A 26,516-nucleotide genomic window follows, 5' to 3' on the forward strand; every position below is an offset into this window, starting at 1 on the left:
CGTCATTCCGGCGAAAGCCGGAACCCATTTTGACTTTGCCCACGGCGACCGCCGTGCCGAGCGCCCCCTCTCGGCGAACGCATCCGCGGTTTCGCGCCGCGATTGAGCCGTTTCGTCGCAGCGCGATTGACCTGGCGTGGGCCAGGCCACCAGTTTGTTTGCTTACCCAAGCCGAGCGCCCGAGACGATCCGCATGAAATTCTTCGAATTCGCCTCAGCCGCCGCCTGCTTGCTGCTGGCCGCGGCCATCGCGGGAGACGCGCGCGCGGCTGCGGCCGCTGTCGCCATCCCGCCCGCCTGCGAGATCGGCAGCTACCGCATGGACGATGGCAGCGTGCTGGATATCGGCCCCGGCGCGCCGGGGCAGTTGCGCTGGCGGCGCATCGACGGAAGCACCGGCGCGCTGACCGCATCGGCGAAGCGGCGTTGGACCAGTAGCTATGGTTGGACCGAGCGCCCCGATGGACACACCGTCGACATCGTCGACTGCGGGCGCGGCGGTATCCGCTTCGACCAAGTGTCCGGTCGGCGCGAGGCCTTGATCGAGCGCGAAACGCGCTTCGAAAGCAACGGCGCGGAACTGGCCGGGCGCCTGACCTTGCCGCCCGGCGATGCGCGCGTCCCGCTGGTGGTGTTGATCCACGGCGCCGAGCATTCCTCGGCGTTGCAGGACTACTCGCTGCAGCGCCAATTCGCCAGCGCCGGCATCGGCGTATTCGCTTACGACAAGCGCGGCACCGGCGCCTCGGGCGGTCGCTACACCCAGAACTACCTGCTGCTGGCGACCGATGCGGTGCGCGCCGCGCGCGAGGCGCGGCGATTGGCCGGCGCCCGAACCGGACGGGTGGGCTATCAAGGCGGCAGCCAGGGCGGCTGGGTGGCGCCGCTGGCCGCGCAGATCGAACCAGTGGATTTCGTGATCGTCAGCTTCGGCTTGGCGGTATCGCCGCGCGAAGAAGACCGCGAGGCGATCGAAGGCGATCTGGCCCGCGCCGGCTTCGGCAAGGATGCGGTGGTCAAGGCCTTGCGGGTGGCAGATGCGACCGCGGACATCGTCGAAAGCGGCTTCCGCAGCGGTTTCGAACGGCTGGACGAACTCAAGCGCGAGTACGCCGGACAAGCGTGGTTCGCTGCGATCCGCGGCAACTACAGCGGCTTCATGCTCGGCGCATCGGCGCAGGATTTGCGCACCCAGGCGCCGGCGATGGTGGCGGGCATCGAAATCCGCTACGACCCGATGCCGGTGTTGAACAATCTGGCGGTGCCGCAGCTTTGGTTGCTGGGCGGCCAGGATCGCGACGCGCCGCCGGGACAAACCCTGCGCCGTCTGGCCGAACTCAAACAAGCCGGCCGGCCCATCGAGTACGCGGTATTCGCCGACGCCGACCACGGCATGTACGAGTTCGAAACCCGCGCCGATGGCGAACGCGTCTCCACCCGGCAACCGGCGGATTATTTCGCGCGGATGCGCGACTTCATCATCGGCGCGCCGTCGCGGCCGCGTTGAGCGGAAACGGCGCGAGCGAAGCTGTGCACCTGCTGCGCCGCGTGCGCTGACGCGGCGCAGCAGACGCGCGCAGGCTTACGGCACGATCCGCAGCGCCGGGTTGGCGGTCATCGTCGGGTTCGCCCGCGTGCGTATCGAGCAGGGCGCCAGAGTGGTGTTGAACACGAAGCGGTTGGCCACCGGCGCGCTCAGTTGCGTGGTGCTGTCGAGCACGCCGACGAGGGTGCCGCCGGTGCTCGGAGTGGCTGGGCAATTGGCGTTGAGCGGCGCAGGCAAGCGAATCCTTACCCCGGTCAGACTGACCTCGTGCAATTGCGGCGTCAGCATCGGCGCGCCGGCGAACGGCGGATTGGCGCCGGCGTACGGCGTGGGCGAGGCGAGCATCGACCAGGGCAGCAACTGCGCGGAGATCGCCGCGCACAACTGACTGCCGCCGAACTGCGCCTGGCTCACCGTGGCCACGCCGTTGTTCACCGTCACGGTGAAGTCGGCGGTGCACGGGAACTGGCTCAGATAGGAAAAGTCGACCGGGCCGACCAGATGGGTGGTGCCGCTGGCGGACCAGGCCGAGCCGTTCCAGACTTCGAAGCTGGCGGCGCCGGCCGGAGCGGCGGCGACGGTGGCGGCCGAGATCAGGCCGAACAAAGCGGTTTTGAGGCTGAGCATCGCGTTATCCCTCTATGGATGTGAGACGTCCTCGTGTGTACAGACGCAGGCGGCCGGCGTTTCCGTACCGGCGTGGGCGACTATAACCGGCGCGAATCGAGCCGCCGCTGTCGCATGCCGGCCGCTTTCGTCGCCGCCGGATCGGTTCGGTCGCCCGCCCGGGCGGTTTCGTCGCAAGCCGATTGCCCGCCGCCGCGTCCGGCCGCAGTGTGGGCTGGCGCCGGATGTCCGGCGGTGCGACTGGGCACAAGGAGCCCGAACATGAAGACGCTCGTTGCGATCGTTGGCTGGTGCATCCTCTTCGTCCTGTGCTGGCCGTTGGCGCTGCTGGTGCTGGTGCTGTGGCCGGTGGTGTGGCTGGTCTTGTTGCCGTTCCGTCTGGTCGGCATCACCTTCCACGCGCTCTTCGCGTTCCTGCACGCGCTGTTGATGCTGCCCGCGCGGATGCTCGGCTGGCGTCCGCACAAGCCGCAGTACGCGGCCACGGCTTGACCGCGTCCGGCTAGGGCCGCTTCAGCTGTCGGCGGCTTCCTGCCGCAGCCAGCGGCAAAACGCGTCGGCGGCCGGGTGGGCGCCGGCGTTTTGCCGGCGCACGATCCAGAACGCGTAGGCATTGCTCAGCGACAGCTCGAACGGCCGGATCAGCCGGCCGCGGCGCAGATCGTCGGCGACCAGCGGCCCCACGCCCAAGGCGACGCCGTGGCCGGCGGCCGCAGCTTCCAGAGCCAGATAGATGCTGGCGAACACCGGGCCGCGGCTCGCATCCACGGCGCCCGCATCGGCTGCGCGCAGCCATGCGGCCCAATCCGGCACGCCCGGACGGCCGGCGGCGCTGTCGTCGTGGAGCAAGGTGTGTAAACGCAGATCCTCGGCCGCCGCCAGCGGTGGCGACACTGTGGGCGCGCACACCGCAAACACCGGCGCGTCCAGCAAGCGCTCGGCCTCGACCCCGGCATAGCCGCCGGCGCCGTAACGGATCGCGACATCGATACCGTCACGGACGAAATCGCTGGGCTCATCGCCGGTTTCGATGCGCAGCTTGAGTTCGGGGCAATCGCGGTGGAAACGGTGCAGCCGCGGCGCCAGCCATTTCGCCGCGAACGATTCGACCGTGCTCACCCGCAAGTGCGCGACGGTCGGCGCGACCGCGCGGTCCAGGGCCAGATCGAGCTGGGCGAACCATTCGACCAGCGAGGCGGCCAGCGCCTGGCCTTCGGCGGTCAACTCGACCGCGCGATGGCCGCGATGGAACAACTGCACGCCCAGATGCGCTTCCAGCCGCTTGACCTGATGGCTGACCGCGGCCGGGGTGACGAACAACTGCGCGGCCGCGGCCTGGAAACTCAGGCTGCGCGCGGCCGCTTCGAACGCGCGCAGCGCATTGAGCGGAACTGGGTGACGGGATGGCACGCTCGCCTCGCTGACGCTGGCCGGGTTCGCATCCTATCAAGTTAGTTTTTCTAAGGCCGGGGCCAAAACATCTCGTTTGTCGCCGCCGTCGGCGCTGGCGATGCTGCGCCATCGAAACGATGGACGGCCGCGATGAGATGGGAAACGCTGCACCCGGATGTGTTGATGTTCGTGGGCGAGGATCACCAGTCGGTCGCCACCGCCTTCATCGACGGCGACGACGCCTTGCTGATCGACTCGCTCGGCAGCCTGGAAGATGCGCGCCAGCTGCGCCGCGTGTTGTGCGGGCAGCTGGACAAGACCGTGCGGGTGCTGGCGGCGACCCATTTCATGAGCGATCACACCGCCGGGATGTCGTTGTTTCCCGAGGCGTTGACGCTCGCCCACCGCCATTACCGGCACGCCTTCCTGTCGCAGAACCAACCGCAGGCCGCGCTGTACCGCGAGCCGCGTGCGGTGTTCGACGGCGCGATGACCCTGCGCTGGGGCCGTCACCAACTGCGTTTCGAGCCCAACCCGGGCAAGACCCTGGATCACCTGTACGTGGACGTGCCCAGCGCCGATCTGGTCTGCGTCGGCGACAACATCGTCGGCCGCATCGTGTACCTGTCCAAGGCCGATCCGGCGATGATCCGCGCCGCGATACAGCGCGTGCGCGGCCTCGGCCGCGGCACCGTGATCGGCGGACACATCGGCCGCTTTCCCGCCGAAGCGCTCGATCACGCGATCCATTATCTGGACCGCTTGCGCGAGACGGTGATCGGTTTGCGCGCCGATGCGATAGCGGTCGACCAACGCATCGCCGCCATCGCCATCGAAACCTGTCTGGCGCCCGGGGTCGAGCCGGTGGCGTTCGAACGCGAATGGCACCGGCGCAATCTGCAGGTGGTGATCGCGCAATCGGTGTTCGCGCTGGATGCGGCGCTGAGCGCGAGCGAGGTCGGCGCATGAGCCGCGGCATCGATGCGTCCGGCCCGCGTATCGGCCGCAGAACCTTCCTGTCCGGTTGCCTCGGCCTGGCCGCCGCGACCTGCTTGCCCGCGCGTCTTGCCCGCGCGGCGGCGGCCAGCGACGACTTGCGCATCCAGCGGCTGGCCTGGGCCGGCATCCGCCTGCAACTGCCGCAAGCGACCTTGTTCATCGATCCGCTGACCAATCCCGACGCCTGGGGCGCCGCGCTCAAGGACCGCTTGATCCCGGTCGGCGACGCCGTCGGCGACAGCTACGTCCTGATCACCCACGGCCATCCCGATCACTTCGACGCGCGCGCGGCGGCCGAGGCCTTGAGCAAGGGCGGCGCGCTGGTGCATGCGGCGGGCATCAACCCGCTGCCGCTGCCGGCCGGCGCGCGGGCGCGGCCGAGCGCGCTGTGGGAACCGCAATTGCTCGGCGATTTCACCGCCACCGCGGTGCCCGCGTCCGACGGTTACGGCGACCCGCAAGTCTCCTGGGTCGTCAGCGCCGGCGGACGCCGCATCTTCCACGGCGGCGACACGCTCTGGCATGGGCATTGGTGGCGGATCGGCCGCCAGTTCGGCCCGTTCGACGCGGCGTTCCTGCCGGTCAACGGCGCGCGCTTCGGCTGGCGTAAACCGGTCAGCGGCCAGCCCGGCACGCTTACGCCCGAGCAAGCGGTGGCGGCGGCGAGGATTCTCGGCGCGCGCCGCCTGATTCCGATTCATTACGGCATCGCCGGCCTGCAGGAGTATGTCGAGGTCGACGATCCGATCGGCCGCGTGCGCGCGGCGGCGAGCGCGCAGGACTGTGCGGTTCGGGTCATGGCGCCGGGGCAGTGGCTGGATTGGCGGGAGTAAGATGCGGGGCGATCCCCGTCGGCGCGTTGCGCCGCCTCATCGACGCATTGCGCGCCAAATCAAAGGACTGCCATGTACGCCAAAGCGATTACCCCGATCCTGAACGTCTCCGACATGCAGCGAAGCTTCGATTGGTTCGAAAAACTCGGCTGGAAGAAATGCTGGGATTGGGGCGAGCCGGCGACCTTCGGCAGCGTCGGTTCGGGCGAGTGCGAGATCTTTATGTGTTTGAACGGGCAAGGCGGGCGCGGCATCGGCGGGGCGCGCGAGAGTTTCGGCGAAAACGCCGATGCGGCGGCCGAGACCGGGGTGTGGATGTCGATCTGGGTCGACGATGTCGATTCGGTCCACCGGCGCTGCCTGGAGCAGGGCGTCGATGTGGTGTTTCCGCCCACCGACATGCCTTGGCGGGTGCGCGAGATGCATGTGCGCCATCCCGACGGGCATGTATTCCGGATCGGGCGGGGTTTCTAGCGCTGCGGGCCCGTCCGGGCCAGGGGCCGGCCGCGGATCATGAATCCGCTGAATCCAGGGCTTTCCGGGGCCTCCGCGGGCCCGCGCGGGCCGCGTCCGCAGCAGCGGGCTGTCATTCGCGTGTAAACTGGCGATCTTTTCGCCAGCTGTAACGTAGCCCGCAGTAATGATGCAAGTACCTCGACGGGCGCCGGTCCGTGGCCCGACGTTCATCCGCGTACTTGCGCGTCTGACCGCCGCGGACGTTCCCCAGCCTACCCAATCCCTGTCCGACCAGCTGAGCCAATGGATCGATTGGACTCACGCGGTGGCCTTGTCCACCGCCCTGGACGGCAAACCGCCCGAGCCGATGCTCGATGAGCGGATCCTCAGCGCCGTCGACGAAGACGAATGCGCGCGCGTGCGCGCCGCGCTGGCCGCGGCGATCGCCGCCGATCCCGCCTTCGCCGCGCCGGCCGGCGCGGCCGCGGATTACCCGTTCTTCCGCCAGCGCTATCAGACCCTGCAGCAAACCATGGAGGCCGGCGTCGGCCGCCTGCGCGAGCGGCTGCGGGCGATGCTGACCCACGGCACCCCGCAGATGGCGCGGCTGGCGGCGGTGGATGCGGTGATGGAGCGGGCGCTGAGCCGGCGCGAGCGCAGCTTGCTGTCCGCCGCGCAGACCCTGCTGGCCGATCATTTCGAACGTTTGCGCGTGGCCGCGGCGAGCGCCGCCGAAGAAAATCAGGCCGCAGAAAACCAGGCCGCCGACGACGCCTGGCTGGAATCGTTCCGCAGGGACATGCGCAACCTCTTGCTCGCCGAACTGGATGTTCGCCTACAACCGGCGGAGGGACTGCTCGCGGCCCTGCGCACTACTTCGCATGGATAACATGTTCAAAAATTCGCTGTATTTCGCGGTCTTTTTCGCAGGTCTCGCGGTCGTGTGCTGGGTCGGCGCGGGCTATCTGGGCAGCAATGCGCTGGCCTTGTCGGTCGCGCTGTTGATCGGCGCCTGCTATCTGGCCGGCGGGTTCGAGCTGTACCGCTATCGCCAAGCCACCGCCGGTTTGCGCGATGCGCTCGCCGGTTTGTCGGCGCCGCCGCCGGTGCTGGACGAATGGCTGGCGGGTCTGCACCCCTCGCTGCGCAACGTCGCGCGCCTGCGCTTGCAGGGCGAGCGCGCCGCGCTGCCGGCGCCGGCGTTGACGCCGTATCTGGTCGGCTTGCTGGTGCTGCTGGGCATGCTCGGCACGTTGCTGGGGATGATGACCACCTTGCGCGGCACCGGCATGGCCTTGCAGAGCGCCGCCGATCTGCCGGCGATCCGCGAATCCATCGCCGCGCCGGTGGCCGGGCTGGGCTTCGCCTTCGGCACCTCGATCGCCGGCGTCGCCGCTTCGGCCATGCTCGGCCTGCTCTCGGCGCTGTGCCGGCGCGAACGCGGCCAGGTGGCGCAGCGGTTGGACGTCGCCATCGCCACCACCCTGCGCGACCACTCGCAGGCGCATCGCCGCGAGGAATCCTTCAAGTTGTTGCAGCAACAGACCGAGGCGATGCCGGCCTTGGTCGAGCGCCTGGCCCAGATGGCCGCGGCGATCGAGCAGCACAGCGCGCTCGCGCACGAGCGGCAGATGGCCCGCCAGGACGCGTTCCACGAAAAGACCGAAGCCGCGTACGCGCGTCTGGCCGCATCGGTGGAACAGTCGTTGCGGCAGAGCATCGGCGACAGCGTGCGCGCGACCGGCGCGAGTCTGCAGCCGATCGTGGAAACCACCATGGCCGCGATCGCGCGCGAAACCGCCGCGCTGCATGGCAACGTCACCCAGGCGGTGCAGCGGCAGATCGATGAGGTGTCGAGCGGACTGGCCGGCACCACCCGCACGGTCGCCGAGCTGTGGAGCCAGGCGCTGGCCGATCACCGCGTCGGCAATGAGGCCGTGGCGCAGGATCTGCGCGCGAGCCTGGCCGAATTCACCCAGACCTTCGACAAGAGCGCGGCCGGTTTGCTGGACACGGTGTCGGCGCGTTTCGAAGCCACCGCGAGCAAGACCGCCGAGACCTGGAACGACAGCTTGTCGCGTCAATCCAGCGCCAACGAAGCCATGGCCGCGCGCAATCAACAAGCGCTGGCCGATGCCGCGCAGGCCTGGAACGGCGCCTTGTCGCAGCAGCTCAGCGCCAACGAAGCCATGGCCGGACGCAATCAGCAAGCGCTGACCGCCGTCAGCGAGGCCTGGAGCGAGGCGCTCTCGCGTCAGTTGCAGGCCAACGAAGCGATGGCCGAAGGCAGTCGCAAAGCCTTGGTCGACGCTGCGGCCGCATGGAACGATGCGCTGGCCCGGCAGTCCGACGCCGATGAAGCGGTGTCCTCGCGTAGCCAGCAGGCGCTGGTCGCGGCCGCGGCCAGTTTCGAACAACACGCCGCCTCGCTGGTCCGCGGCGTGCACGAGTCGCAAGGCGATCTGCAGGCGCAGCTGGAATCTCGCGATCGCGAGCGCTTGAACGCGTGGAGCGAAACCTTCGAACGCATCGCCGCCAGCTTGGGCCAACGTTGGGAGCAAGCCGGCGAACACGCCGCGGCCCAGCAGCAGGACATCTGCGACACCCTCGCGCGCACCGCGCAAGAGATTTCGACCCACACCCAGGCGCAGGCGCAGGGCACGATCGCGGAGATTTCGCGCTTGGTCGACGCCGCCGCGCAAGCGCCCAAGGCCGCGGCCGAAGTGGTCGCCGAACTGCGCCAGAAACTCTCCGACAGCATGGTCCGCGACACCGCCATGCTGGAAGAACGCAACCGTTTGCTGGCGACGCTGGAAACCCTGCTCGACGCGGTCAACCACGCCTCCACCGAACAGCGCGTCGCGGTCGATGCCTTGGTCGCGACCTCGGCCGACCTGCTCGACCGGGTCGGCAACCGCTTCATCGAGCATGTGCAGGGCGAAACCGGCAAGCTCGACGGCGCCGCCGCGCGCCTGCAGGCCGGCGCGATCGAAGTGGCGAGTCTGGGCGACGCGTTCGGCGCGGCGGTGCAGCAGTTCGGCGAATCCAACGGCCAGTTGGCCGAGCGCCTGGCCGGCATCGAAATCGCCCTGGACAAGTCGCTGGCGCGCAGCGATGAGCAGCTGGCGTACTACGTGGCCCAGGCCAAGGAAGTGGTCGATCTGAGCATGCTGGCGCAGAAGCAGATCATCGAAGACATGCATCGCCTGGCCGAGCGCGGCGGCGCGTCCGGAGCGCAGGCGGCATGAGCGTGGAGATCGACGGCGAAGACGAATCGGCGACCCCGGTCTGGGCCGCGTTCGGCGACCTGATGTCGGTGTTGCTCGGCGTGTTCGCGCTGATCCTGGTCGGCGCCATCGGCCTGCAGATGCAGCTGTCCAGCCAGTTGGACCAGGAAGTGCGGCAGCGCCAGCAAGAGGCGCAGCGGCGCAAGTCGCTGGAGCAGGCCTTGGCGGTGCCGCTGGCGAGCGGCCGGGTGACCTTGGTCGACGGCCGCATCGGCATTCGCGGCAGCGTGCTGTTCGCGTTGAACTCCGATCAGCTGCAGCCGGAAGGGCGCGAGCTGTTGCAGACCTTGTCCGGCCCGTTGTCGGACTACCTGCGCGCGCGCGACGAAATTTTGATGGTGAGCGGATTCACCGACGACCGCCAGGTCCGCGACGGCAACTCGCAGTTCGCCGACAACTGGGAACTGTCGGCGCGGCGCGCGCTGACGGTGACCCGCGCGCTGATCGCCGCGGGCGTGTCGTCGTCCTCGGTGTTCGCCGCCGCGTTCGGCTCGGAACAGCCGGTGAGCTCGAACGTCGACGAAGCGGGGCGGGCCAAGAACCGGCGGGTGGAAATCGCGCCGATGCCCAAGCCGGCCAAGTCGGGCTGATCGGCCGTGAGCGCTGAACCGAACGCCATCGAGACGATGCTGGACGTCTGGCGCGAACGCGGCCTGGACCGGATCGATCCGGTCCGCTTCCACCGCATCGACGCATTGCATCGACGCGCCGCCGCCCACGACGGCGAAGTGCGGCAGTTGCTGGATGCGCGGCTGGTTGCGCTGATCGAGGCCCACGCCGACGATCTGAACAAACTGGCGGATGCCCAAGCGCGCGGCCTGGAAGCCGCGAACGAGCCCGAGCGCTGCGCGGTCGGCGAGTTGGCCGACTACATCGCCCAGCATGCGGCGCGCGGCGAAGTCGAAGCGGTCGCCGACGAAGCGGCGGTGGGCGCGTCGTTTCCGGAGCTGGGCGTGCTCGAAGATTTCAAGCAGATTTGGACGAAGGTCCGGGTCGAGAGCCAACTGCGTGAAACCTTGCAGCCTGCTCCGATCGACGCCGGCCCGCTCAACTCCGGCCGTCTGGTCCACCGCTCGCTCACGTTGATGCGCGAGTTGTCGCCCGGTTACTTGCAGCAGTTCCTGTCCTACGTCGACGCCTTGACCTGGATGCAGCGCATGAACGGCGATGCGGTCATGGAATTCGACGAAGCCCCGCGTCCCGGCGGCGCGCCCAAGCGGGCCCGCGAGAAGCCGCGCAAACGTCGCGAATAACCGCGCGGGCGAGTCGGTTCAGCGCCGTTCGGCGATGACGATATCGCCCGCGGCGGAGCGGCGGGTCGCGACCGGATACGACTCTTGCAGCGCTTCGGTGAAGGCGTGCGGATCGTCGCTGCGGAACACGCCGCTGACCCGGATGCGCGCGACCGCGCTGCCGTCCAGCACCAGGCGCTGGCGGCTGTAGCGATTGAACTCGGTCACCGCCTGCGCCAACGTCCGGTCTTCGAACACCAGCTTGCCCGACAGCCAGGTCGGCAGCGTGCCCGGCGCCTGCGCCTGCAAGCGCTGCAGCGGCTGGTGCCGGCGCAGGCGCGCGCTCTGGCCGGGGTCGAGTATGCCCAGCGTCACCGGGTTCGCGTCCGCCGTCGGCGGCGTGAGCAAGGCCACACGACCTTCGACCAGTGCGATCTCGACCGCGTCGTCGCGGCGATACACATCGAACTCGGTGCCCACCGCGCGGACGCTGCCGCTTTCGGTGTGGACCAGGAACGGCCGCGCTTGCTTGGCCACGCGGAAGAACGCGCGGCCGCGCACCAGCACGATCCGCCGTTGCTCGCCGGAGAAATCCACGCGCAGGCGGGTGTCGGTGTCCATGCTCACGCGCGAGCCGTCGTCCAGGGCGATGGTGCGGCTTTCGCCGATGCCGGTGACGTACAGCGTGTCGGTCGGCGGACGCGGCATCAGCCGCGGCACCAGCGCGGCCAATGCCAGCGCCGCGGCTACCGCGGCCGCTGCCCAGAGATAGCGACCACGAAGGCGCGGCCGTTGCGCTGGCGCCGCCGATGGCGGCGACACCGCCTCGCGCAAGCGTTCGGCGATCTGCGGATGTTGCGCGTGTTCGCCGGCCGCCGACCACAAGCGTTCGATGCGTTCGTAAGCGGCGCGATGGCGCGGATCTTCGGCCATCCAGCGCTGCCAGGCCTGACGGTCGCGTTCGGCGACATCGTCGGCCTGCAGCCGCGCGAACCACGCTGCGGCCTGCGCCCGCACCGGGTCGCCGCTCGCCACCACGCTCAGGTTCGGCGACGAAGCATTCGGCGAGGTCATGGCTCGCCCAGCCGGGTATCGAAATGCAGCAGGGCGCGCATCATGTTCTTCTCCACCGCGCTCACGCTGATCGCCAAGCGTTTGGCGATGGCGCTGTAGGTCATGCCCTCGTAGCGTTGCAACAGGAACACCTGCCGGCAGCGCGGCGACAACTCATCCAGCGCCGCCATGAACGCTTGCAGCCGGCGGCCGCCTTCGTAGACGCATTCGCCGTGCGGATCCTCGCTGGGCCAGTCGCTGGCCACTTCATCGATCGAGACGTGTTGCAGCACTTGATGGCTCTTGTCGCGGCGGAAGCGGTCGCGCAGCAGGTTGGCGGCGATCTGCAACAAGAACGCTTCGACATTGAGCACGCCGCCCAGCGAGGGCATGCGCAGCACCCGCATCATCGTTTCCTGAGTCAGATCCTCGGCGTCGGCCTTGGACGTCAGGTGGCGCGAGAAGTAGCGCAACACCGCCGGCCGGTGCCGGGCGAGCAGGCGCGGCAGATCGGCGGCGCCCGAAGCGTCGTCGCTGGCCCTGGCAAAATCCGCTTCGCCGCTGCTCACCGCTCCTCCCCAGTTGCCGGTCAAGCGGTGCGTACGCTACGCCGGCCGCCGGCCGCGGACAAGCCTGGCGAAAGCAGGGTGAGGTATCGGCGGCGAGCTGCGTCTACATCGGTTGGGGATGGACACAAGCACTCGAAGGATCGGGATCGAAGCCACTCAATCGGGGAGGATTGCAATGGGGACCGTTTCACTGCGGCATGCGCGCGGCGTCGGCTTTAACGACGCTTGCGCGAACGGGGAAGTTCAAACAAAGCCGAAGTCCGGCCTCGCAACCGCGGGCGGCGCGCGGCGGCCGCTGGCGGCGGCGTTGAGCGTGGCCTTGGCCTGGTCGGCGTTGACCGCCGCCGCGCCGGCGATGGCGCAGCAAGCGCAAGCCACCGCGCATCAGTACGCGTTGCCGAGCCAGTCGCTGGCGTCGGCGCTCAATCAGGTCGCCGCGTCGGCCGATGCGCAGATTCTGATTCCGCCGGAGTTGGTGCGCGGCCGGATGGCGCCGGCGCTGTCCGGCCGCTACACCGTGCGCGAGGCGGTCGGCCGTTTGTTGGCCGGCACCGGCTTGTCGTACCGGGTCACCCAGAGCGGCGTCATCGCCATCGTCGCCGCGCCGGAACCGGCCAAGCCCGCGCCCAAGCCCGCGCCCAAGCCCGCCCGCACCCGCGAGGCGGCGGCCAAGGCGGAGCCCGATCCGACCGAACTGGCGGCGGTGCAAGTCACCGGCTCGCGCATCAAGCGCGCGCAGATCGAGGGCCCCTCGGCGGTCACGGTGATCACCGCCGAGCAAATGGAACGCGAAGGCCACGCCACCGTGTTCGAGGCCTTGGACACGCTGGTGATGGCCAACGGCGCGGTCGAAACCGAGTTGTCCGGCGGTTTCTCCGCCAACGCCCATCCGCTCAATCTGCGCGGCCTCGGGCCGGGGCGCTCGCTGTTGCTGATCGACGGTCGGCGCGCGGCGGACTATCCGTTTCCTTACGAGGGCCGCAGCAACTTCCAGAATTTCGGCAACATCCCGTCGGGCGCGGTCGAACGCATCGAAGTGCTGGCCGGCGGCGCCTCGGCGATCTACGGCGCCGATGCGGTCTCCGGCGTGGTCAACATCGTGCTCAAGCGCGATTACCAGGGCGATGAGGTCAAGCTGCGCGCCGGCACCAGTTCGATGGGCGGCCGCGACCGCATCGATCTGCAATGGACCGGCGGCAAGACCGGCGAGCGCTGGGGCCTGACCTATGCCTTTCAGTACTACGAACAGGAACTGCTGTACGGATTCCAGCGCGACGAATGGGATCTTCGCGCCAATCCCAGCCCCGATGCGCGCCTGGGCGTGCAGCCCGACGCCGGTCTGCGCATCCGCCGCGGCGGCACCAGCAGCAGTAGTCCGTTGATCGCGCCGCCCGCGGGCGCTTGCGAGCGCTGGGGCGATGAATTCGTTCGCCACAACTACAAACGGGTGAGTTCGGGCAACGTGCAAAGCCTGGGCGATGCCTGCGGCACCTGGAAGGACGCGACTTATCAGCATCTGAGCAAGGGCAAGAACGAACTCGCCGGCTATGTGTTCGGCACCTGGGATTTCAGCGACAAGCTGCAAGGCTGGGGTTCGGTGCAGGCGTGGCGGTCGCGGGTCGAATCGCTCGGCGGTTTCGAAAGCATCACCGGCCCGCACACCGACGGCGTCGGCCGCCGCGGCGATTTCTACGATCCGCAATTCGGTGCGGTGATCGCACCGACCCGCTTGTTGACCCCGGTCGATCTGGGCGGGGTGGAGCCGATGAATCAGCATTACCGCGAGCGCTCGCTGGATCTGGCCGTGGGTTTGCGCGGCAAAATCGGCGAGCGCTGGGATTGGGACGCCACCCTCAGCCGCGCCGAATACAACTTCGAACGCACCCGCCGGCGCATGGTCGGCAACCTAGTCAACGACTATTTCTTCGGCCCGCAACTGGGCACCCGGCCCAACGGCGTGCCGATCCATCGGCTGAACCTGGAACGTTGGTATCGGCCGATGACGCCGGCGGAATACGCATCGATCTCCACCCTGGCCAAATACCAGGCCGAGTCGTGGGTCGACACCGCCAGCTTCGTGCTCACCGGCGACTTGTTCGAACTGCCGGCCGGGCCGGTCGGCATGGCCACGGTGCTGGAAGCCAGCTCGCAGGGTTACGACCTGGCCAGCGACGCGCGCGTACAACCCAACGTGGTCCAGCTCTACAACCTCACCGGCACCAACGGCGGCGGCGAACGCGACCGCTATGCCGCGGGCGTGGAGTTCCGCATTCCGATTCTGCAATCGCTCAAGGCCAGTCTGGCCGGCCGCTTCGACAAGTACGACGACGTCACCGCGGTCGACGACGCGCGCACCTGGAACGCCGGCCTGGAATGGCGGCCGACCGACAATCTGCTGGTGCGCGGCAGCTACGCCACCAGTTTCAAGGCGCCGGATCTGCATTGGGTGTTCAGCGAGGGCAGCGGCAGTTTCGGCACCGCGGTCGATCCGTGGCGCTGCATCGCCGGCGGCGCCAATCCCGCTTGCTCGGGCTACAGCTACAACGTCTTCAGCCTCAGCGAAGGCGACCGCAATCTGGAAGAGGAAACCGGCAAGTCCTGGAGCGTCGGCGCGGTGTGGGACATCGTCGACGGGCTGTCGGTCACCGCCGATTACTGGAACATCGAGCTCAACGGCGCGATCGAACGGCTGAGCCCGACCAGCATCCTGGAAGGCGAGGCCGGATGCCGCACCGGCAAGCAGCTCAACGGCCAGCCGTTCGCGTTCGGCCCGGACTCGGGTTACTGCCGCAACGTGACCGCGCTGGTGACCCGGCGTCCGGAAGGCAGCGAGGCCATCGACCGCATCGTCGAGGTCAAGTCGGCGCCGCTCAATCAGTCCTACCGTCGCGTCGCCGGCATCGACGCCAGCGTCAATTGGCGGCTCAAGACCGAGCGTTTCGGCGACTTCCGCTTCGATCTGAACTGGTCGCATACGCTCAAGTCCGAGCGGCAGGTGTTCGCCACCGATCCGGTGGAAAGCGACTGGCGCGACGATCCGACCAACCTGGATTTCCGCAGCCGCGTGCGCGCGGGCGGCAACTGGCGCGCCGGCGACTGGTCGTCGAGTCTGTTCATGACCCGCTACGGCAGCCTGCCCAAGTACAGCGGCGTCGGCCGCACCGGCGTGTACTTCGTCTGGAACGCCAACATCGGCAAGCGCATCACCGATAAGGCGACCTTGAAGTTCTTCGTCAACAACCTGTTCAACAACACCCATCCGGTCGACAAGAGCAACACCTCGTTCCCGTATTTCTACGAGGCCTACAGCCCGATCGGGCGCGAGTTCGCGGCCGAGTACGAGTACAAGTTCCGCTAGTCGCGCCCGCGCGCGGCCCGGTTCCGCCGGGCCGCGCGCGCTGGGTTAAGCTGGATCCGGGATCGGCGGGCGCGGCGATGTCGGTTCGATGCCAATGGTCTGTATGGGAGTCGTCGATGTCTGGATCGTCCGGTGTTTGGTCGTGGTGGCTGCTGCCGGTCCTGGCGGCGTTGACGGCGACGGCGTTGGCCGCCGGTCAAGAGCGCGCGGATGCGCCGAAGGGCGAGGCTGCGGCCGTGCCGGCGGCGGGGTTCGACGATGGCCCGTATCTGACTTACGCCGACGGCCGCATCGACGCGCGCTGGGTCTGCGACGGCAAAGCGATCGAGCGTTCCTTCCCGGCCAAGCGCTGGCCGGTGACGGTGCCGGCGCAATGCGGCACCGACGCGCCGATCCAGGTGCGGGCGCCGGCCGAACCCGAGGCCGACGTTGCGGTGACCGGCGCGCAACGCATCGCCGTGCTGTCGGACGTGCACGGGCAGTACGATCTGATGCTGCGTTTGCTGCGCAGCAACGGCGTGGTCGATGCGAAATCGCGCTGGCGCTATGGGCGCGGCCATCTGGTGGTGGTCGGCGATGTGTTCGATCGCGGGCCCAAGGTCAATCAGGCGCTGTGGCTGTTGTACGGGCTGGAACAGCAGGCGCGCGCGGCCGGCGGCGGCGTGCACCTGCTGCTGGGCAATCACGAAATCATGGTGCTGGCCAACGACCTGCGTTACGTCAACGAAGGTTATCGGCGCAACGCCGCGCTGTTGGGTTCGTCCTACATCGATCTGTACGGCCCGGGCACCGTGCTCGGCCGCTGGCTGCGCAGCAAGCCGGTGATCGCGCAGATCGACGATCTGCTGTTCCTGCACGGCGGCATCGCCGAAAACTATTTCGAGATGGATGCGAGCCGCGAACAGGTCAATCAGCGCTACCGCGCCTCGCTCGGCACGCCCAAGCCGGTGTGGCAGAACGATCCGCAGCTGTCGGCGCTGTACAACGGCAAGACCAGCCCGATCTGGTACCGCGGCTACTTCACCGATCCGCAACTGCAGCAGGCGCAGGTCGATGCGATCGCCGCGCGGCTGGGGGTCAAGCGCATCGTCGTCGGGCATACCTCGCACAAGCAGGTCGCCAGTTATTTCGACGGCAGCGTGATCGGCGTCGACAGCAGCATCAAGAACGGCGAGTACGGCGAGCTGTTGCTGATCGAACGCGGCAAGATGAGCCGCGGCACGCCCGAGGGCAAGCGCTTGCCGTTGCTGGCGGCGGACCGGTTGATCGACACCGACTGAGCGCAGCCGGCCGGCTCGCCTGGCCCGGACCCGTGCGCGCCGCGCCGCCACGCAGTAGCCTGTGGCGATGGACTCCCTGATCGCCGCCGCCGGGCGCGCGCTGGCCGTGGGCGACGCGCTCGGCGCACTCAAGCGCGTGGCCTTGCGCGAAGACCCGCCGGCGCTGGCCTTGCGCGGCATCGCCATGGCCCAGTTGGGCGAGTACCCGCGCGCGCGTGAGTTGCTGCGCCGCGCCGCGCGCGGTTTCGGTGCGCGCGAGGCCTTGGCCCGCGCCCGCTGCATCGTCGCCGAAGCCGAAGTGGCGCTGGCCGTGCGCGATCTGGGCGGCGGATCGCGCGCGCTGGAAGACGCCGCGCTGGCCCTGGACGCGCGCGGCGATCGCGCCAATGCGCTGCAGGCGCGCTTGATCGGCTTGCGCCGGCTGTTGTTGCTCGGCCGCTTGGACCGGGCCGCCGCTGTGTTGGACGAATTGCAGACCGCCGACGCGCCGCCATCGTTGCAGGCGGTGAGCGAACTGGCCCGCGCCGAACTGGCGCTGCGTTCGCTGCGCACCGCGCCGGCGCGGGCGGCGCTGGAGCGCGCGGCCGATGCGGCGCGGCGCGCACGGGTGCCGGCGTTGGCGGCCGAGGTCGCCGACGCGCGCGCGATGCTCGATCGCGCCGGGGCGCGCATCGTGCATGGCGGCCACGAGCAGCCGTTGCGCCTGGAAGAAGTCGAGACGCTGTTGGCTTCGGACGCGTTGGTGATCGACGCCTGCCGCCGCGGCTTGCGCGCGGGCGAGGACTGGCGGCCGCTGGCGCGGCGGCCGTTGTTGTTCGGTTTGCTGCGCGGCTTGGCCGAAGCATGGCCGGGCGATGCCGATCGCAATGCGCTGATCGCGCAGGCGTTCCGCGAACGCCGGCCGGACGATACTCATCGCGCTCGCTTGCGGGTCGAGATCGGTCGTCTGCGCCGGTTGATCGCGCCGCTGGCGGACATCCACGCCAGCGCCCAAGGTTTCGCCCTTGTGCCGCGCGGGCAACGCCGGGTGGTGGTGCTGATGCCGCCGATCGACGGCGAGCAGGCCTCGTTGCTGGCCTTGCTGGCCGACGGCGCGGCCTGGTCCACCTCGGCGCTGGCGCTGGCCCTGGGCGACAGCCAGCGCACGGTGCAGCGCGCGCTGGCCGAACTGGAGGCCGACGGCCGCGCGCGTTCGCTCGGCCGCGCCCGCGCTCAGCGCTGGCTGGCCCCGCCGCTGCTGGGATTCACGACGATCTTGTTACTCCCGGCCGCGTTGCCGGCTGAGTAGATTGTGTCCGTGGCGCCGCGATGAGCGCCTTCAGGAGCCGCCGCATGAACCGCAACGCGAATACCGACAAGAACGCGCAAGCTGCCGCGAGCGCCGCCGAAATCCTGCGCGAATACGGCCCGTTCGAGGGCGTCACCCAGGTCGGCGGCGTCACCCACGACGGCGGCAAGGTCTGGGCCGCGGTCGGACAGCGTCTGGTCGCCTTCGATCCCGACAGCGGCGAGGTGGTGCGCGCGATCGAGCGCCCGGCCGACGCCGGCACCGCGTTCGACGGCACTTACCTTTATCAGATCGCCGAAGCGCGGATCGACAAGATCGATCCGGCCACCGGCGCGGTGGTGGCGTCGATTCCCGCGCCCGGCGCCGGCGGCGACTCGGGCCTGACCTGGGCCGAGGGCAGCCTGTGGGTCGGGCATTACCGCGACCGCAAGATCCACCGGATCGATCCGGCCACCGGCGCGATCGTGCGCAGCATCGAGTCCAACCGCTTCGTCACCGGCGTGACCTGGGTAGACGGCGAGTTGTGGCACGGCGTGTGGGAAGGCGACGAAAGCGAATTGCGCCATATCGATCCCGACAGCGGCGCGGTGCTGGAACGGCTGCAGATGCCGGCCGGCGTCGGCGTCAGCGGCCTGGAGTCCGACGGCGGCGATGTGTTCTATTGCGGCGGCGGCCCCAGCGGCAAAATCCGCGCCGTGCGCCGGCCGAAGCAAAGCGCGGCGTAAGCGCCGACCCGCGGCCGCGACTCTGGCGCGCCGCTCAACTTCCTCCCCCTACCGCTGCGGCCGCCACGGCCGCAGACGGGCACGCCATGCCCGCGCGATCCGCGCGCGCACCCATCCGGCCGTCAGGCCCACGGAGCATTGCATGAACGCCAAGATCGAACATTCCAGCGACGCCGCGACCCATCCCGCGCTGACCGATCATCCGGTCGTATCCCGGCCGCGTTGGCTGGAAGCGCGCATCGCCTTGCTGGCGCGCGAGAAAGAACTGACCCGGCTGCAGGACCAGATCGCACGCGAACGCCGCGCGCTGCCGTGGCTGCGGGTGGAGAAGGACTACCTTTTCGACACCTTGCAAGGGCCGCGCCGGCTCGCCGAGCTGTTCGACGGGCGCAGCCAGCTGTTGATCCAGCACTTCATGTTCGCGCCGGGTTGGGAACAAGGCTGCAAGAGCTGTTCCTACATGGCCGATCACAACGACGGCGCCAACCTGCATCTGGCCCAGCGCGACGTCACCCTGGTCGCGGTGTCGCGCGCGCCGCTGGCCGATATCGAGCGCTTCCGCCAGCGCATGCAGTGGAAGTTCCCGTGGGTGTCTTCGCACGGCAGCGATTTCAACCACGACTACGGGGTCAACTTCACCCAGGATGAGATGTCCACCGGCAAGGTCGACTACAACTACGTGCGCCAGCCGTTTCCGCACGAAGAGGCGCCCGGCCTGAGCGTGTTCTATCGCGATCCCAGTGGCGCGATCTTCCACACCTATTCGCGTTACGGCCGCGGTGTGGAAGTGATGATGCACACCTACAACCTGCTGGAACTCACGCCCAAGGGCCGCGACGAAGACGGCCTGGAGTATTCGATGGCCTGGGTGCGCCATCACGACCGTTACGAAACCGCGGTCTCGACGCTGACCGCGCCGGCCGCGGGCTCGTGTTGCGGCGGCAAGGCCTGATCCTTCCGCAATCGGCCGGAGTTCGGACATGCAGACTTGGTGGCCATGGCTGGCCGTCGCCGCATTGGGCGCGCTGCACGGGGCGAATCCGGCCAACGGCTGGATGTTCGCCGCCGCGCGCGGATTGCGCGCCGGCGACGACGCGCAGGCGCGTCGCGCGCTGTGGCCGATCGCTGTCGGTCACGCGGTCTCGGTGGCGATGGTGGTGTTGGCGGTGGCGCAGGGCGTGTTGCTCGATCGCGTCCAGGCCGAGCGCCTGGCCGGCGCGGTGCTGATCGCCATGGCCTTGTACCGCGGTGTCCGGCGCGCCTGGCCGCGTCTGCGCGCACCGCGCCTGCCCGCGTTCGCCGATGCGCGCGCGGGCCAGGCCGGCCTGGCGCTGTGGTCGTGCCTGATGGCGACCGCGCATGGCGCCGGATTGATGTTGGTGCCGGCCTTGGTGCCGTTGTGCATGGCCGATACCCCGGCGCGCGAGATCGTCGCGTCCGGGTCGTTGCTGTTGGCCTTGGCCGCGGTCGGCGTGCATCTTGCGGTCATGCTGATCGTCACCGGCGTTCTGGCTACCGGCGTCTGTCGCGGCGCGGCCGCGCATGCGGGGCGCATCGAGCGGATGGGCCATCGCTTCGGTGGCGCGTTCGCAAGCATCGCATCGCGCGATGCGTGGACGGTCGTGTTGGCCCTGATGGGGCTGGGTTTGATCGCGTTCGAATGAGGGGATGACGGCTTGAAAGAGGAGATGACGGCTTGAAAGAACTGCCGCGCACCTACCTATCGTCATTCCCGCGAACGCGGGAATCCAGAGACTTCAGAGCCATGTCGCGATAAAGCCCTGGATCCCCGCGTTCGCGGGGATGACGAGCAAAAGCACACGAGCGAAAAGCAGTAGCGACGCCATCCTCCTATCGTCATTCCCGCGAACGCGGGCTGCGCTCCACTTCGGCGGAGCCAAACATCCAGCGACTTCAACGCCAAGTGGCCCGCTAGCCTGCGAGCAGCGCCGCCGTCCGCGCCGCAGCGCTCACCTCGACCTACGCAAGCGAATGTTTGTTTCCAGTTGTAATTCCTCCATCTGTGATGCCGTACGCATTCAGAAAAATGTGTGCTTGGCCGGGTAGGGGGGTGTCGCTGCGGCGTCGTTGTTACTCATAACGGCAAAGGATCGCTTCGGCGTTCCGGCGCCGCCGCAACTTGCGGTTTCCCCCGGCCGTTCGCCTCTTCATCGCTCCACCGCATCGCAGGCGAATGCGGGCGCCCTTGTTGGCCTTGCCCGATTCCGCGTCATCCCCGCTCCGGCCGCGCACGCGGCCGCGACTTCGCCCATCCGCTCGTTCAGGCCCTGGTTTACGCATGAAGCAACCGCCCGTCGGCATCGCCTCGTTGCTCGCCTCCGCGAGTCAATGCGCCGATGCCGATACCGCGCGGAGGCCGGCTGCGTTCCCCCGCGATGCGTCCCCCGGCGCTCGTTCCCCGTCCGTGCCGCGCCGGGTATGCGCGGCATCCTCCATCCCCAGGAAGCAATCCATGAAGCAAGCCTCGCTCGCCCTGCTGGCTCTTGCATTGTCCGCGCCGGCGTTGTCCTACGCCGCCGACGGCACCCTCCAGATCGAAGGTTCGGTGATCGCGCCGACCTGCGTGCTGACCAACGGCCCGACCCCGGCCGATATCCGGGTCAAGTTGCCGGCGGTGGCGGTGTCGGCGTTGAGCCAGAGCGGCCAGACCGCCGGGCGCACCCCGTTCGTGATCCGGGTAGCCGATTGCGACGCCACCACCACTCAGATCCAGACCTATTTCGAACCCGGTCCGACCGTCAACACCAGCACCAACAATCTGACCCTGCAAGGCGGCGGCAACAACGCCGGCAACGTCGAGCTGCAACTGCTCAACGCCGACCACTCGCAGATCCTGCTCGGCAACCCCAGCGGCTTGCAGAACTCGCAAGGCGTGGCGGTGTCCGGCGGCGGCGCGGACCTGCGCTATTACGCGCAGTACGTGGCCACTGGCGCGGCGACCGCGGGCTCGGCCAACAGCAGCGTCACCTTCACCATGATCTATCAATGACGGCTTGATCCCGCTCATGCGCGCGCGGCCTGAACCGGCGCGCGGCATCGCGTTCCCCCAACCTCAGGAGTTGCGGTATGCAGATGTACCTAAGGAATCCCGCGTTAAGGAAAGCCGCGTTGAGCGTGGCGCTGTTGTCGGCGTTGCCGCTGGCCGCGCAAGCCCAGCAGAACGATCCGCTGTATCGCTATCAGTGGCATCTGATGAACTACGGTCAGAGCGTATTGGGCGACAGCAAGCCTGCGTTCGGCGTCGATCTGGGCATCGACGATCTGCACACCTACAACATCCGCGGCAAGAACGTGGTGGTGGGCGTGGTCGATGAAGGCCTGCAGATCGCCCACCCGGATCTGGCCGCCAACGTCGTGCCCGACGGTTCGCGCAACTTCAACACCGGCGGCCCGATCCACGACCCCAGCCCGACCCAGGCCGGCGAAGGCCACGGCACCGCGGTCGGCGGCATCATCGCCGCGGTCGGCTGGAACGGCATCGGCGTGCGCGGCGTGGCGCCGTCGGCCAAGCTCAAGGGCTTCAACTTCCTGTCGCCGCGCGCCGGCGGCAACCAGAACGACAACATCGTCTATTCGTGGTGGAACGGCGCCGAGTCCAAGGACGTGGCCGTCTCCAACAACAGCTGGGGCGCCGCGCCGCTGAACCCGATCGCGTTCTCCGAGAACGAAGTCGCCGCGTTCGAAAACCCGATGGCCGCCACCCGCGGCGGGCTGGGCACGGTCTACGTCAAGGCCGCCGGCAACCACTACAACTCGCATCCGGTGTTCTTCGGCCTGTTCAATGCCTGCACCGCCGAAACCCGCGCCGCCAACGTCGGCTGCACCCAGGCCGGCTTCGATCCGCGCAACAACCTGTTCAACGTGATGACCATCGCCGCGGTCAACGCCGCCGGCAAGCGCTCCAACTACTCCAGCCCGGGCACGGCGCTGTGGGTGTCGGGTCTGGGCGGCGAGTACGGGCATCAGAAGCCGTATTCCACCGCGGTCAATCCGCTCAACTTCGATCCGGCCATCGTCACCACCGACGTATCGGGCTGCACCAACGGCTACAACAACGACGCCGCCGATGCGCGCTTGAACGCGCTCGATTCCAGCCAGTCGGCGATCGACAACAGCTGCAACTACACCGGCCGCATGAACGGCACCTCGGCGGCGACCCCGACCGTGGCCGGCGTCGCCGCGCTGATGCTGCAGGCCAATCCGAAGCTGAGCTATCGCGACGTGCGCTATCTGTTGGCCACCACCGCGCGCAAGATCGATCCGCAGCAACCGGCGATCAGCCACGCCAACGGCACCCTGATCGCGCCGGGCTGGACCACCAACGCCGCCGGCCGCGCCTACAGCACCTGGTACGGCTACGGTCTGGTCGACGCCACCCTCGCGGTGGAGCGGTCGATGGCGTTCAAGCCGCTGCCCGCGCTGATCGACAGCGGCTGGCAACGCGCGCAAGTCGCCGCGCCCGTCGCCATCGGCAACCCCGCCGCGCCGGCGCGCCTGCAAGTGCGCATCGACCGCCGCATCGGCAAGGTCGAGGGCGTGCAACTGGGCCTTGAAACCAACTACGCGCTCACCGCCGGTTTCTTCTCCACCGCGCCTTCGCCGTTGACGGTGATCCTGACCTCGCCCAGCGGCACCAAGAGCTATGTGGTGCCGGCGATGACCGGGCTCGGCGCGACCACCGCCTTCACAATTCCCTTCATCGCCAGCAACGCGTTCCTGGACGAGAACGGCGAAGGCACCTGGACCTTGGAAGTCGCCGACGTGCCGCTGGCCGCGGGCGCCGCGTCCAAGGGCAATCTCACTGGATTCAAGATCCGCGTGCTGGGGCATTGATCATGAAGACTCTCTCTTTGTTGTGCGTAACCCTGCTGGGCATGAGCTTGGCCACCGCGGCGCAAGCGCAGGCCAGCGCCGAGAGCCAATTGCGTCAGGCCGCCACCGGCGCCAGCTTCAAGATCGGCGACACCGAGTTCCGCCTGGCGCCGTCGGCGGTGGTGGCTCCGGCGACCGCGGACACCGATCCGGCGCAAACCATCGTCGGCGGCAAGTACGCGGTCAGCCTCGGCAACGCCGCTGCGCCGGCGCGAGCCAAGCGCAGCGTCGCAGCCGATGCGCCGGCCAGCAAACTGGCAGCGGCAGTGTCCGAAAGCGGCGTGCCGGCGGTGGTCACCTCCTCGATCAACGTCTACTTCAACGAGCCCAGCGTGCTCGCCGACGCGGTGCGCAGCACCGGCGGCAAGCTGACCTATTCCTCCGACATCGGCGGCAAGGGCACGATCGAATTCGGCTCGGTGGCCGAGGCGATCGAAGCGGTGGGCAAGCTGCAAGGCAAGGCGGGGATCAAGGAAGTCAGCCCGCAGATCGAGCAGTTGGAAAACATTCTGCTGTAAGCGAAACGGTCCGCGCCGGCGCCGCGATGGCGTCGGCGCGGCTCTGCCGCGTCGTGCGGCGTCATCGAGTCCATCCCGTTCCCGGCCGCGCGGCCGCGGCGCGGGCCTATCTGTTCGATCAAGGGGAGTGGTGGGTATGCGGCAATACGCAATGAAGACGACCGCGCTCAGCGCGGCGTTGCTGGGCGCGATGATGGCGATGCCGGCGCTGGCGCAACAGGCGCAGAACGATCCGCTGTATCGGTATCAATGGCATCTGATGAATTACGGCCAGAGCGTATTGGGCGACAGCAAGCCCGCGTTCGGCATCGATCTGGGCATCGACGATCTGCACACCTACAACATCCGCGGCAAGAACGTGGTGGTGGCGGTGGTCGACGACGGCCTGGAAATCGCCCACCCCGACCTGGCCGCCAACGTGGTGCCCAACGGCTCCTGGAACTTCGTCGACAACAGCCACGACCCGACCCCGGCCAGCCCGTCGGCCGGCCACGGCACCGCGGTCGGCGGCATCATCGCCGCGGTCGGCTGGAACGGCATCGGCGTGCGCGGCGTGGCGCCGAGCGCGCGCTTGAAAGGCTTCAATTTCCTCGCCAATCAGGCCGCCGGCAATCTTGAGCGCTCCTGGTTCGATAGCGCCGAAGCCAAAGACGTGCAGGTGTCCAACAACAGCTGGGGCCGCACCCTGGTCTGGCCGATGGCGTTCTCCGAGAACGAAGTCGCCGCGTTCGAGCGGCCGATGGCCGCCACCCGCGGCGGCCTGGGTACGGTCTACGTCAAGTCGGCCGGCAACAACTACGCCAGCACCGTGGTCAGCAACATCAACCGCTGCACCGCGGCGATCCGCGCGCGCAACGTCGGTTGCAGCGCCACCAACCTGGATGCGCGCAACAACCTGTTCACCATCATCACCGTCGCCGCGGTCAACGCCGCCGGCATCCGTTCGAACTATTCCTCGGCCGGCTCGGCGCTGTGGGTGTCGGGTCTGGGCGGCGAGTACGGCCATCAGGCGCTGTACTCCAACGCGGTGAGCCCGCTCAATTTCGATCCGGCCATCGTCACCACCGATCGCAGCGGCTGCGTCGCCGGTTACAACAACGACATCGACAGCGACCGCAACTCGCCCAACAACACCCGCCGCAACGCGCTCGATTCCAGCCTGTCGGCGATCGACGCCACCTGCAACTACACCGGCCGCATGAACGGCACCTCGGCCGCCGCGCCGACGGTGGCGGGCACCATCGCGCTGATGCTGCAGGCCAATCCCAAGCTCAGCTATCGCGACGTGAAGTATCTGCTGGCGACCACCGCGCGCCGGATCGATCCCAATCAGGCCACCATGACCGATGCCAACGGCACCGTGCTGGCGCCGGGCTGGACGGTCAACGCCGCCGGCCGCGCTTTCAGCAACTGGTACGGCTTCGGTCTGGTCGACGCGACGCTCGCGGTCACCCGCGCGAGTGGCTTCAAATCCTTGGGCCCGCTGATCGACAGCGGCTGGCAACGCGCGCAAGTCGCCGCGCCCGTCGCCATCGGCGGTCCGGCCGCGCCGGCGCTGTTGCGCATCCCGGTGGCCAACGGCATCGCCCGGGTCGAGAGCGTGCAACTGGGTTTGGAAACCGACTACGCGATGGCCAGCGGCGCGTCGTTGATGGAGCCCTCGCGCCTGCGCGTGGTGCTGATCTCGCCCAGCGGCACCCGCAGCTACGTGGTGCCCGGCTACACCGGCCTGCGCGGCGGCGGCGCGGCGTTGACCATTCCCTTCAGCGCCAGCAACGCCTTCCTCGACGAAAACGGCGTCGGCGACTGGACCTTGGAAGTCACCGACATCGCGCTCGCCGCCGGCGCCGCGTCGGCCGGCAATCTCACCTCGTTCAAGCTCCGCGTCCTGGGACATTAATCATGAAGACTCTCGTTTTGTCCTGCGCCGGCTTGCTCGCTTTCGCGATCGCGCCCATGAGCCACGCCCAGAGCTACAGCAAGAAAGCCGAACTCGAACTCGCCGCGACCGGCGAATCCTTCAGCGTCGGAGAGACCCGCTTCCGCCTGGCGCCTTCGGCTTCGGTGCGGCCTTCGGCCGAATCGGCCGATCCCGAACGCGACGTGGTCGTGGCCGGTTATCTGCTCGAACCGGCCGCCATCACCGCCAGCACCGGCGGCCGCGCCAAGCGTTCGCTCGATGCCGCTCCGGCCAGCGCCGCGACCGGTGCGGAGAACCTCGCCGTGGCGGTGTCCGAAGGCGGTCTGCCGACCGTGGTCGCGCCGGAGTTGAACGTCTACTTCGACCACATCGGCGTGCTCGATGCGCTGGTGCGCGATACCGGCGGCCACTTGCTGTATTCCTCGGCGATCGGCGGCAAGGCCACCATCGGCTACGCCTCGGTGGCCGATGCGATCGCGGCGATGAAGCGGATCCAGGGCCGCGCCGGCGTGGCCGAGGTCAGCCCGCGCATCATCGAG

Annotated in this window: 24 protein-coding genes; 20 read left to right on the top strand and 4 right to left on the bottom strand. The window is 68.6% G+C overall.

Annotated elements, in window-relative coordinates; translation table 11 throughout:
• The first annotated feature begins 193 nt into the window (after positions 1–193).
• Positions 194–1,507, top strand: a complete 1,314-nt coding sequence (locus V7787_RS30070) for an alpha/beta hydrolase family protein (RefSeq protein WP_336091010.1) — start codon at positions 194–196, stop codon at positions 1,505–1,507.
• Positions 1,508–1,582: 75 nt separating this feature from the next.
• Here the strand turns inward: V7787_RS30070 and V7787_RS30075 are convergent, their stop codons facing one another.
• Positions 1,583–2,173, bottom strand: coding sequence for a hypothetical protein (locus V7787_RS30075; protein WP_336091011.1), 591 nt, complete (start codon positions 2,171–2,173; stop codon positions 1,583–1,585).
• A gap of 261 nt (positions 2,174–2,434) precedes the next feature.
• On the opposite strand from V7787_RS30075, the gene V7787_RS30080 reads away from it, so the two are divergent.
• Positions 2,435–2,665, top strand: coding sequence for a hypothetical protein (locus tag V7787_RS30080; protein WP_336091013.1), 231 nt, complete (start codon positions 2,435–2,437; stop codon positions 2,663–2,665).
• A 21-nt stretch (positions 2,666–2,686) separates the two neighbouring features.
• On the opposite strand, the gene gcvA is transcribed toward V7787_RS30080, so the two are convergent.
• Entirely contained in the window at positions 2,687–3,583 is an 897-nt protein-coding gene (gene gcvA, locus V7787_RS30085) for a transcriptional regulator GcvA (RefSeq protein WP_336091014.1), read from the bottom strand.
• A gap of 132 nt (positions 3,584–3,715) precedes the next feature.
• On the opposite strand from gcvA, the gene V7787_RS30090 reads away from it, so the two are divergent.
• The 7 genes from V7787_RS30090 to V7787_RS30120 all read left to right on the top strand — a co-directional run bounded on the left by V7787_RS30090 (position 3,716) and on the right by V7787_RS30120 (position 10,393).
• Positions 3,716–4,534: an MBL fold metallo-hydrolase gene (locus V7787_RS30090; protein ID WP_336091016.1), complete on the top strand. Its 819-nt coding sequence runs from the start codon at positions 3,716–3,718 to the stop codon at positions 4,532–4,534.
• Positions 4,531–5,397 carry an MBL fold metallo-hydrolase gene (locus tag V7787_RS30095; protein ID WP_336091018.1) on the top strand — a complete coding sequence of 289 codons (867 nt, stop codon included), beginning with the start codon at positions 4,531–4,533 and terminating at the stop codon, positions 5,395–5,397. Before V7787_RS30090 ends, V7787_RS30095 begins: the two co-directional genes overlap by 4 nt.
• Before the next feature lie 72 nt (positions 5,398–5,469).
• Positions 5,470–5,871, top strand: a complete 402-nt coding sequence (locus tag V7787_RS30100) for a bleomycin resistance family protein (RefSeq protein ID WP_336091019.1) — start codon at positions 5,470–5,472, stop codon at positions 5,869–5,871.
• Between the two features lie 169 nt (positions 5,872–6,040).
• Complete coding sequence (locus V7787_RS30105) at positions 6,041–6,742, top strand: DUF3348 domain-containing protein (protein WP_336091020.1); 702 nt, start codon at positions 6,041–6,043, stop codon at positions 6,740–6,742.
• Between the two features lies 1 nt (position 6,743).
• Positions 6,744–9,101 carry a DUF802 domain-containing protein gene (locus tag V7787_RS30110; protein WP_336091022.1) on the top strand — a complete coding sequence of 786 codons (2,358 nt, stop codon included), beginning with the start codon at positions 6,744–6,746 and terminating at the stop codon, positions 9,099–9,101.
• A complete protein-coding gene (locus V7787_RS30115; RefSeq protein WP_336091023.1) occupies positions 9,098–9,730 on the top strand; it encodes an OmpA family protein in 633 nt (210 codons plus the stop codon). Before V7787_RS30110 ends, V7787_RS30115 begins: the two co-directional genes overlap by 4 nt.
• Positions 9,731–9,736: 6 nt before the next feature.
• Positions 9,737–10,393: a DUF2894 domain-containing protein gene (locus V7787_RS30120; protein ID WP_336091024.1), complete on the top strand. Its 657-nt coding sequence runs from the start codon at positions 9,737–9,739 to the stop codon at positions 10,391–10,393.
• Positions 10,394–10,411: 18 nt separating this feature from the next.
• Here the strand turns inward: V7787_RS30120 and V7787_RS30125 are convergent, their stop codons facing one another.
• Positions 10,412–11,446, bottom strand: coding sequence for a FecR family protein (locus tag V7787_RS30125; protein ID WP_336091026.1), 1,035 nt, complete (start codon positions 11,444–11,446; stop codon positions 10,412–10,414).
• A complete protein-coding gene (locus V7787_RS30130; RefSeq protein ID WP_336091027.1) occupies positions 11,443–11,994 on the bottom strand; it encodes an RNA polymerase sigma factor in 552 nt (183 codons plus the stop codon). Before V7787_RS30130 ends, V7787_RS30125 begins: the two co-directional genes overlap by 4 nt.
• A gap of 313 nt (positions 11,995–12,307) precedes the next feature.
• Between V7787_RS30130 and V7787_RS30135 the strand changes: the two genes are divergently transcribed.
• From V7787_RS30135 to V7787_RS30185, 11 genes are all read left to right on the top strand, one after another.
• Positions 12,308–15,352 (top strand): TonB-dependent receptor, encoded by a 3,045-nt coding sequence (locus tag V7787_RS30135; protein ID WP_336091044.1) that lies wholly within the window; start codon positions 12,308–12,310, stop codon positions 15,350–15,352.
• A gap of 116 nt (positions 15,353–15,468) precedes the next feature.
• Positions 15,469–16,632, top strand: coding sequence for a metallophosphoesterase (locus V7787_RS30140; protein ID WP_336091028.1), 1,164 nt, complete (start codon positions 15,469–15,471; stop codon positions 16,630–16,632).
• Between the two features lie 67 nt (positions 16,633–16,699).
• On the top strand, positions 16,700–17,920 hold the full coding sequence (locus V7787_RS30145) for a helix-turn-helix domain-containing protein (protein WP_336091029.1): 1,221 nt from the start codon (positions 16,700–16,702) through the stop codon (positions 17,918–17,920).
• A gap of 44 nt (positions 17,921–17,964) precedes the next feature.
• Entirely contained in the window at positions 17,965–18,645 is a 681-nt protein-coding gene (locus tag V7787_RS30150; protein ID WP_336091030.1) for a glutamine cyclotransferase, read from the top strand.
• A gap of 142 nt (positions 18,646–18,787) precedes the next feature.
• A complete protein-coding gene (locus V7787_RS30155) occupies positions 18,788–19,597 on the top strand; it encodes a DUF899 domain-containing protein (RefSeq protein WP_336091032.1) in 810 nt (269 codons plus the stop codon).
• A gap of 28 nt (positions 19,598–19,625) precedes the next feature.
• On the top strand, positions 19,626–20,309 hold the full coding sequence (locus tag V7787_RS30160) for a hypothetical protein (RefSeq protein WP_336091034.1): 684 nt from the start codon (positions 19,626–19,628) through the stop codon (positions 20,307–20,309).
• A gap of 809 nt (positions 20,310–21,118) precedes the next feature.
• A complete protein-coding gene (locus V7787_RS30165) occupies positions 21,119–21,655 on the top strand; it encodes a fimbrial protein (protein ID WP_336091036.1) in 537 nt (178 codons plus the stop codon).
• Between the two features lie 77 nt (positions 21,656–21,732).
• A complete protein-coding gene (locus V7787_RS30170; RefSeq protein WP_336091038.1) occupies positions 21,733–23,499 on the top strand; it encodes a S8 family serine peptidase in 1,767 nt (588 codons plus the stop codon).
• 2 nt (positions 23,500–23,501) lie between these two features.
• Entirely contained in the window at positions 23,502–24,056 is a 555-nt protein-coding gene (locus tag V7787_RS30175; RefSeq protein WP_336091039.1) for a hypothetical protein, read from the top strand.
• 151 nt (positions 24,057–24,207) lie between these two features.
• Positions 24,208–25,956: a S8 family serine peptidase gene (locus V7787_RS30180; RefSeq protein WP_336091041.1), complete on the top strand. Its 1,749-nt coding sequence runs from the start codon at positions 24,208–24,210 to the stop codon at positions 25,954–25,956.
• A 2-nt stretch (positions 25,957–25,958) separates the two neighbouring features.
• Positions 25,959–26,516, top strand: a 558-nt coding sequence (locus V7787_RS30185; protein WP_336091043.1) for a hypothetical protein, incomplete at its 3' end; no start/stop codon positions are given.

Source organism: Pseudomonas sp. CGJS7 (assembly GCF_036961695.1).

Bases quoted from the DNA above. Each gene is read 5' to 3' on its own strand.
- V7787_RS30070 (WP_336091010.1), top strand. From the start codon at position 194: ATGAAATTCTTCGAATTCGCCTCAGCCGCCGCCTGCTTGCTGCTGGCC.
- V7787_RS30075 (WP_336091011.1), bottom strand. From the start codon at position 2,173: ATGCTCAGCCTCAAAACCGCTTTGTTCGGCCTGATCTCGGCCGCCACC.
- V7787_RS30080 (WP_336091013.1), top strand. From the start codon at position 2,435: ATGAAGACGCTCGTTGCGATCGTTGGCTGGTGCATCCTCTTCGTCCTG.
- V7787_RS30090 (WP_336091016.1), top strand. From the start codon at position 3,716: ATGAGATGGGAAACGCTGCACCCGGATGTGTTGATGTTCGTGGGCGAG.
- V7787_RS30095 (WP_336091018.1), top strand. From the start codon at position 4,531: ATGAGCCGCGGCATCGATGCGTCCGGCCCGCGTATCGGCCGCAGAACC.
- V7787_RS30100 (WP_336091019.1), top strand. From the start codon at position 5,470: ATGTACGCCAAAGCGATTACCCCGATCCTGAACGTCTCCGACATGCAG.
- V7787_RS30105 (WP_336091020.1), top strand. From the start codon at position 6,041: ATGCAAGTACCTCGACGGGCGCCGGTCCGTGGCCCGACGTTCATCCGC.
- V7787_RS30110 (WP_336091022.1), top strand. From the start codon at position 6,744: ATGTTCAAAAATTCGCTGTATTTCGCGGTCTTTTTCGCAGGTCTCGCG.
- V7787_RS30115 (WP_336091023.1), top strand. From the start codon at position 9,098: ATGAGCGTGGAGATCGACGGCGAAGACGAATCGGCGACCCCGGTCTGG.
- V7787_RS30125 (WP_336091026.1), bottom strand. From the start codon at position 11,446: ATGACCTCGCCGAATGCTTCGTCGCCGAACCTGAGCGTGGTGGCGAGC.
- V7787_RS30140 (WP_336091028.1), top strand. From the start codon at position 15,469: ATGTCTGGATCGTCCGGTGTTTGGTCGTGGTGGCTGCTGCCGGTCCTG.
- V7787_RS30145 (WP_336091029.1), top strand. From the start codon at position 16,700: ATGGACTCCCTGATCGCCGCCGCCGGGCGCGCGCTGGCCGTGGGCGAC.
- V7787_RS30150 (WP_336091030.1), top strand. From the start codon at position 17,965: ATGAACCGCAACGCGAATACCGACAAGAACGCGCAAGCTGCCGCGAGC.
- V7787_RS30155 (WP_336091032.1), top strand. From the start codon at position 18,788: ATGAACGCCAAGATCGAACATTCCAGCGACGCCGCGACCCATCCCGCG.
- V7787_RS30160 (WP_336091034.1), top strand. From the start codon at position 19,626: ATGCAGACTTGGTGGCCATGGCTGGCCGTCGCCGCATTGGGCGCGCTG.
- V7787_RS30165 (WP_336091036.1), top strand. From the start codon at position 21,119: ATGAAGCAAGCCTCGCTCGCCCTGCTGGCTCTTGCATTGTCCGCGCCG.
- V7787_RS30170 (WP_336091038.1), top strand. From the start codon at position 21,733: ATGCAGATGTACCTAAGGAATCCCGCGTTAAGGAAAGCCGCGTTGAGC.
- V7787_RS30175 (WP_336091039.1), top strand. From the start codon at position 23,502: ATGAAGACTCTCTCTTTGTTGTGCGTAACCCTGCTGGGCATGAGCTTG.
- V7787_RS30180 (WP_336091041.1), top strand. From the start codon at position 24,208: ATGAAGACGACCGCGCTCAGCGCGGCGTTGCTGGGCGCGATGATGGCG.